Source organism: Rhodococcus sp. (in: high G+C Gram-positive bacteria), assembly GCF_049591685.1.
Taxonomy (GTDB): domain Bacteria; phylum Actinomycetota; class Actinomycetes; order Mycobacteriales; family Mycobacteriaceae; genus Rhodococcoides.
Genome location: NZ_JBAWFH010000569.1, coordinates 1 through 5,874, shown reverse-complemented (window position 1 = coordinate 5,874; position 5,874 = coordinate 1). Strand labels below are relative to the sequence as shown.

Genomic DNA, 5,874 nt, shown 5'->3' with positions numbered 1-5,874 from the left:
CCCGTACCCGCGCCCAACTGCCCGTCCTCGACGCGGCAGGTGTCGTCGATGCAGGCGGGCTTGGCCTGCTGGTCATGCTGGACGCGCTCGCCGAGGCGGTCACCGGTGTGCGAGCCGATCGGCCGCGGTTTCATCGTTCGTCGGTGACTCCCCACGCGACAACGCGTGCTGCGCCCGGTCACGGCCACGTGGACGCAGTCGGCGCCGGCGATCTGGTCGGGTTCGAAGTCGTCTACCGCGTGACCCGAATCGGTGACGACGATGTGGTGGCGTTGCGGCGTGCGTTGGCCGAACTCGGGGATTCGGTCGTGGTGGCCGGCGATGGGGTGGGCACCTGGACCGCACACGTGCACACCGCGAACGCCGGGGTAGCGGTCGAGGCGGGGCTCGGCTTCGGGCGCATCCACGACATTCGGATAGAAGCCCTCGTCGCTTCCGAGCCATGTGTTGCTTCGACGCCCGCCGGATGCCGCAATCCGGTATCCGGCCGCGACATCCTCGCTGTCGTAGCAGGAGCCGGGGCCGAGAAGCTGTACGCCGACGAGGGTGCGACGGTCCTGCGCTGCGACACCTCACGGATCGGCACATCCGAGCTGTGCGCCGCCATCGTCGGCTCGGAACACACCGAAGTGCTGGTGTTGCCCAACGGCGCGCTGTCGGCGCAAGAACTGGTGTCGGTATCCATCGCGTCGCGTACCGCAGGCAAGGACGTGCTGATGTTGCCGTCTTCGGCCATGGTCCAGGGTCTGGCCGCGCTCGCCGTGCACGACGCGACTCGCGCAGCAGTGGACGACGCGTTCGCCATGTCGGAGGCCGCGGCCGGAACTCGGTGGGCATCGTTGCGGATCGCCGAGGAGCGGTCGCTCACCTGGGCCGGAACGTGCGAGCCGGGAGACGGTCTCGGGTTGGTCGGACCGGAGGTCGTCGTCATCGGCCCCGACGTGGTCGCAGCCGGGCGCGACCTGCTCGACCAACTCCTGTCGGTCGGTGGTGAGATGGTGACAATGCTGTGCGGAGCATGCGAGGCGTCACTCGGCGACGAAAAGAGCGTCGCCGAACGGCTCACCGCCTACGTCGCGACTCGGCACCCCGGTGTCGAGGTCGTGGTCTATCAGGGCGGTCAACCCGGGGACGTGCTCCAGCTCGGCGTCGAATGACCTGATTCAGCGAGGGGACGGCGAGGCAAGACGATGGTCGGCACTGCGGATCGACTCGATGTCGTACTCGGCAAGAAGGTGTCGGACCCCCTCGCCGAGCAGTTCGACATCCACACCGTCGAGGATCTGCTGCGGCACTACCCGCACCGGTACATGACGCAGGGCGCCGAACTGGGTGAGAAGGAACCACCCGAAGGCGAGCACATCACGATCGTCGCAACCATCACGAAGACGACCCTGCGCGACATGAAGGCGCGCAGAGGCCAGTTCCTCTCGGTGTCGTTGGCGGCCGAGGGGCAACAGATCGAGGCGACCTTCTTCAGCCCGCACAAGCTCAAGCACGTGCTGACCCCGGGCAAGAAGGGGATGTTCTCCGGCAAGGTCAAGTACTTCGGTCGTCGCTGGAATCTCTCGCACCCCGGCTACGTCATTCTCGGCGGCGACGACGAGGACGGCGCCGTGGTGCCCGCGGGCAGGATCGTGGGCGGCGGTGCGCTGGCCGGAGTGGCCCGCGGATCGGTAGGGGCGTCGGGAAGCGTCGACATGTCGGTCTTCGAGCGCAAGTTCGTACCGCTCTACCCGGCGTCGAGGGACATCGAGAGCTGGACCTTCATGCGCGCCGTTCGACAGGTGCTCGACCAGCTCGACACCGTGGTCGATCCCGTGCCCGCGCAAGTACTTGCCGAGCGCGACCTCGTCTCGCTCGACACGGCGCTGCGCTGGGTCCACTTTCCCGACTCCGTCGAGGAGAAGGAACGGGCGCGCGACAGGCTGAAGTTCGACGAGGCGCTCGCGGTTCAGCTGGTTCTGGCAGCGCGGCGAAAGGATGTCTCGACCAGAATTGCACCCTCGTGTCCGCCACGCGCGAACGGAGTCGCCGACGAGTTCGAACGTCGGCTTCCCTTCACGCTCACCGCAGGCCAGCTTCGAGTTGCGGAGGAGATCTCGAACGATCTCGACCGCGGCCAACCCATGTCCCGGCTTCTGCAGGGAGAGGTCGGCTCGGGGAAAACGATCGTTGCGCTGCGCGCGATGCTGCAGGTAATCGACGCGGGCCATCAGTGCGCGCTGCTCGCGCCCACGGAAGTTCTCGCCGCCCAGCATGCGCGGTCGATCTCGGCCATGCTCGGCTCCCTTGCGGGCGCAGGAGAACTCGGCGCAGACGACCTTGCCACCAAGGTGACCTTGCTGACCGGCTCGATGGGCACCGCCGCGAAGAGGGCGGCCCTTCTGGACGCCGTCACCGGGGACGCGGGCATCGTCATCGGCACCCACGCACTCATCCAGGACCGCGTCGAGTTCATGGACCTGGGCATGGTCGTCGTCGACGAACAGCACCGCTTCGGTGTGGAACAGCGCGACGCGCTTCGATCGAAGGCCAGGGACGGCACCAGTCCGCACCTGCTCGTCATGACCGCCACCCCGATTCCACGGACCATCGCGATGGCGTCGCTCGGAGACCTCGAGACCTCGACGCTCGACGAGCTGCCGCGGGGGCGTGCACCCATCATCAGCAACGTCGTTCCGGCCCGAGACAAGCCGGGATGGGTCGACCGCGCGTGGGCGCGCATCCGCGAAGAAGTGGCACAGGGACGTCAGGCCTACGTGGTGTGCTCCAGAATCGGCGACGAGGACGGAGAGAAGAAGCCGCGTACCCGCGGCGGCGCCCACGACGACGGCAACAACGTGCCCGAAACGATGTCCGCGCTCGACATGTACCAGACTCTCGCCGGTGGGCCGCTGGCCGAGCTGCGTGTCGGACTCCTGCACGGCCGATTGCACCCGGACGAGAAAGACGCGGCGATGCAGGGCTTCAACGACGGCGACATCGACGTTCTCGTGTGTACGACGGTTGTCGAGGTGGGCGTCGACGTTCCCAACGCCACCGTCATGGTGATCGTCGACGCCGATCGGTTCGGGATCAGCCAGCTGCACCAGCTTCGAGGTCGAATCGGTCGAGGCGGCCATCAGGGGTTGTGCATCATGATCAGCCAACTCAACCCAATGGGTCCTTCGTTCTCGCGCCTGAAGTCCGTCGCAGCCACCAACGACGGATTCGAATTGGCCGAGCTGGATCTGACGACGCGACGTGAGGGCGACGTGCTCGGTGCCGCACAGTCGGGCACGGTCAGCAGTATGCGTCTGCTCTCGCTCATCGACGACGAGGATGTCATCGCAGATGCTCACGATTGCGCCCGTCGGCTCTTCGACGTAGACCCCGAACTCTCCGCCCACCCGGGCGTGGCGTCGATGATGAAGTCCGCGTGGCGATCGGACCGAGCCGAGTTCCTCGACAAGTCCTGACCCTGTAGTAAGCAGCCACTGCACCGTTTCAGAAGGCCCGTTTGGTCAATTCGTCCCACATCTCGAGACGAATGACGCATCGGGGTCGATTGTCGGCGGTAGGTTTACCCCATGTTTTCCAAAGTGTTGGTTGCCAATCGCGGCGAGATCGCCATTCGCGCTTTCCGCGCATCGTACGAACTGGGTGCCGCCACCGTGGCAGTCTTTCCGTTCGAAGATCGCAACTCGGTCCACCGGACGAAGGCCGACGAGGCGTACGAGATCGGCGAGAAGGGGCATCCCGTTCGCGCCTACCTTTCCGTGAGCGAGATCGTCGCAGCCGCGAAACGCGCCGGGGCAGACGCCATCTATCCCGGGTACGGCTTTCTCTCCGAGAACCCGGACCTCGCGGCAGCGTGTGCCGAAGCGGGCATCACCTTCGTCGGCCCCTCGGCGGACGTACTGGAGCTGACCGGAAACAAGGCGCGCGCCATCGCGGCCGCGAAGCGGGCCGGGCTCCCTGTTCTGGCGTCGTCCGAGCCGTCGAGCGATGTGGACGAACTCGTCGCTGCGTCCGAGTCGATGACGTTCCCTCTGTTCGTCAAGGCTGTCGCCGGTGGTGGAGGTCGCGGAATGCGGCGCGTCGCCGAGCCGGAACAGCTACGTGAATCGATCGAAGCCGCGGCCAGAGAAGCGGTGTCGGCATTCGGCGACGCAACGGTGTTCCTGGAGCAAGCCGTCATCGACCCCCGTCACATCGAGGTTCAAATTCTCGCCGACGGCGAGGGCAACGTGGTGCACCTGTTCGAGCGCGACTGCTCGGTGCAGCGCCGCCACCAGAAGGTCATCGAGCTCGCACCCGCACCCAATCTGCCCGACGGTCTCCGGGAGAAGATCTGCGCGGATGCCGTCGCGTTCGCGAAGGAGATCGGGTACTCGTGCGCGGGCACCGTCGAATTCCTGCTCGATACGCGCGGCAATCACGTCTTCATCGAAATGAACCCCCGCATTCAGGTCGAGCACACCGTGACCGAGGAGGTCACCGACGTCGACCTGGTGCAGTCGCAGCTACGGATCGCTTCCGGTGAGACTCTCGCCGATCTGGGTCTGAGCCAGGACACGATCGTGCTGCGCGGCGCGGCGTTGCAGTGCCGCATCACCACCGAGGACCCGGCCAACGGCTTCCGGCCCGACACCGGCCGGATCACCGCGTACCGCACACCGGGCGGCGCAGGAGTACGACTCGACGGTGGTACCACGTTGGGCGCAGAAGTCGGCGCCTACTTCGACTCGATGTTGGTCAAATTGACCTGTCGCGGAAGGGATTTCGAGACCGCTGTCGCGAGGGCCCGCCGCGCCGTCGCCGAGTTCCGCATTCGCGGTGTCGCCACCAACATCCCGTTTCTCCAAGCCGTGCTGGTCGATCCGGACTTCACCGGAGGACGAGTCACCACCTCCTTCATCGAGGAGCGCCCGGAACTGCTCACTTCCCGCAGTTCGGGCGACCGCGGCACGAAGATCTTGACCTATCTCGCGGACGTCACCGTGAACAAGCCGCACGGCGAACGCCCCTCGCAGGTGTACCCGCAGGACAAATTGCCCGAGGTCGATTTCACCGCGCCGATTCCGGATGGCAGCCGGCAGCGTCTACTCGCATTGGGGCCGGAAGGCTTCGCAAGCGATCTGCGCAACCAGAAAGCGCTCGGGGTTACGGACACGACGTTCCGTGACGCACACCAGTCGTTGCTGGCAACCCGTGTTCGGACGTCGGGACTGCTGATGGTAGCCCCGTACGTCGCTCGCACCACCCCGGAACTCCTCTCGATCGAGGCATGGGGCGGCGCGACCTACGATGTGGCACTGAGGTTCCTGCACGAGGACCCGTGGGAGCGGTTGGCTGCTCTGCGCGAGGCGGTTCCCAACATCGCACTGCAGATGCTCCTGCGTGGCCGGAACACCGTCGGCTACACCCCGTATCCGGAGAAGGTCACCCGGTCGTTCGTCGCGGAGGCAACCGACACCGGTATCGACATCTTCCGAATCTTCGACGCGCTCAACAACGTCGACCAGATGCGCCCGGCCATCGACGCGGTACGCGAAACCGGTACGGCCATCGCCGAAGTGGCGTTGAGTTACACCGGCGACCTCTCCGATCCGAACGAGACGCTGTACACGCTCGACTACTACCTGCAGTTGGCAGAGCAGATCGTCGACGCCGGCGCACACGTGCTGGCGATCAAGGACATGGCGGGACTGCTGCGCGCTCCGGCCGCGCGAACCCTCGTCACAGCTCTGCGGAGCAATTTCGATCTACCGGTGCACGTGCACACCCACGACACCCCCGGTGGACAGTTGGCGACGTACCTCGCGGCGTGGGAAGCGGGCGCCGACGCAGTCGACGGCGCGAGTGCGGCAATGGCCGGCACCACCAGCC

The 5,874-nt window shown here is 66.1% G+C and carries 3 protein-coding genes; all 3 read left to right on the top strand.

What is annotated here, in order from left to right:
• On the top strand, positions 1–1,157 hold a 1,157-nt coding region (locus WBQ44_RS23495; RefSeq protein WP_495569061.1), incomplete at its 5' end, for a DAK2 domain-containing protein.
• Positions 1,158–1,190: 33 nt separating this feature from the next.
• The gene (gene recG / locus WBQ44_RS23490; protein WP_495569060.1) at positions 1,191–3,461 is read left to right on the top strand and encodes an ATP-dependent DNA helicase RecG; all 2,271 of its coding nucleotides are present in this window, start codon (positions 1,191–1,193) and stop codon (positions 3,459–3,461) included.
• Between the two features lie 111 nt (positions 3,462–3,572).
• A partial coding sequence (locus WBQ44_RS23485; protein ID WP_495569059.1) for a pyruvate carboxylase occupies positions 3,573–5,874 on the top strand: 2,302 nt, incomplete at its 3' end.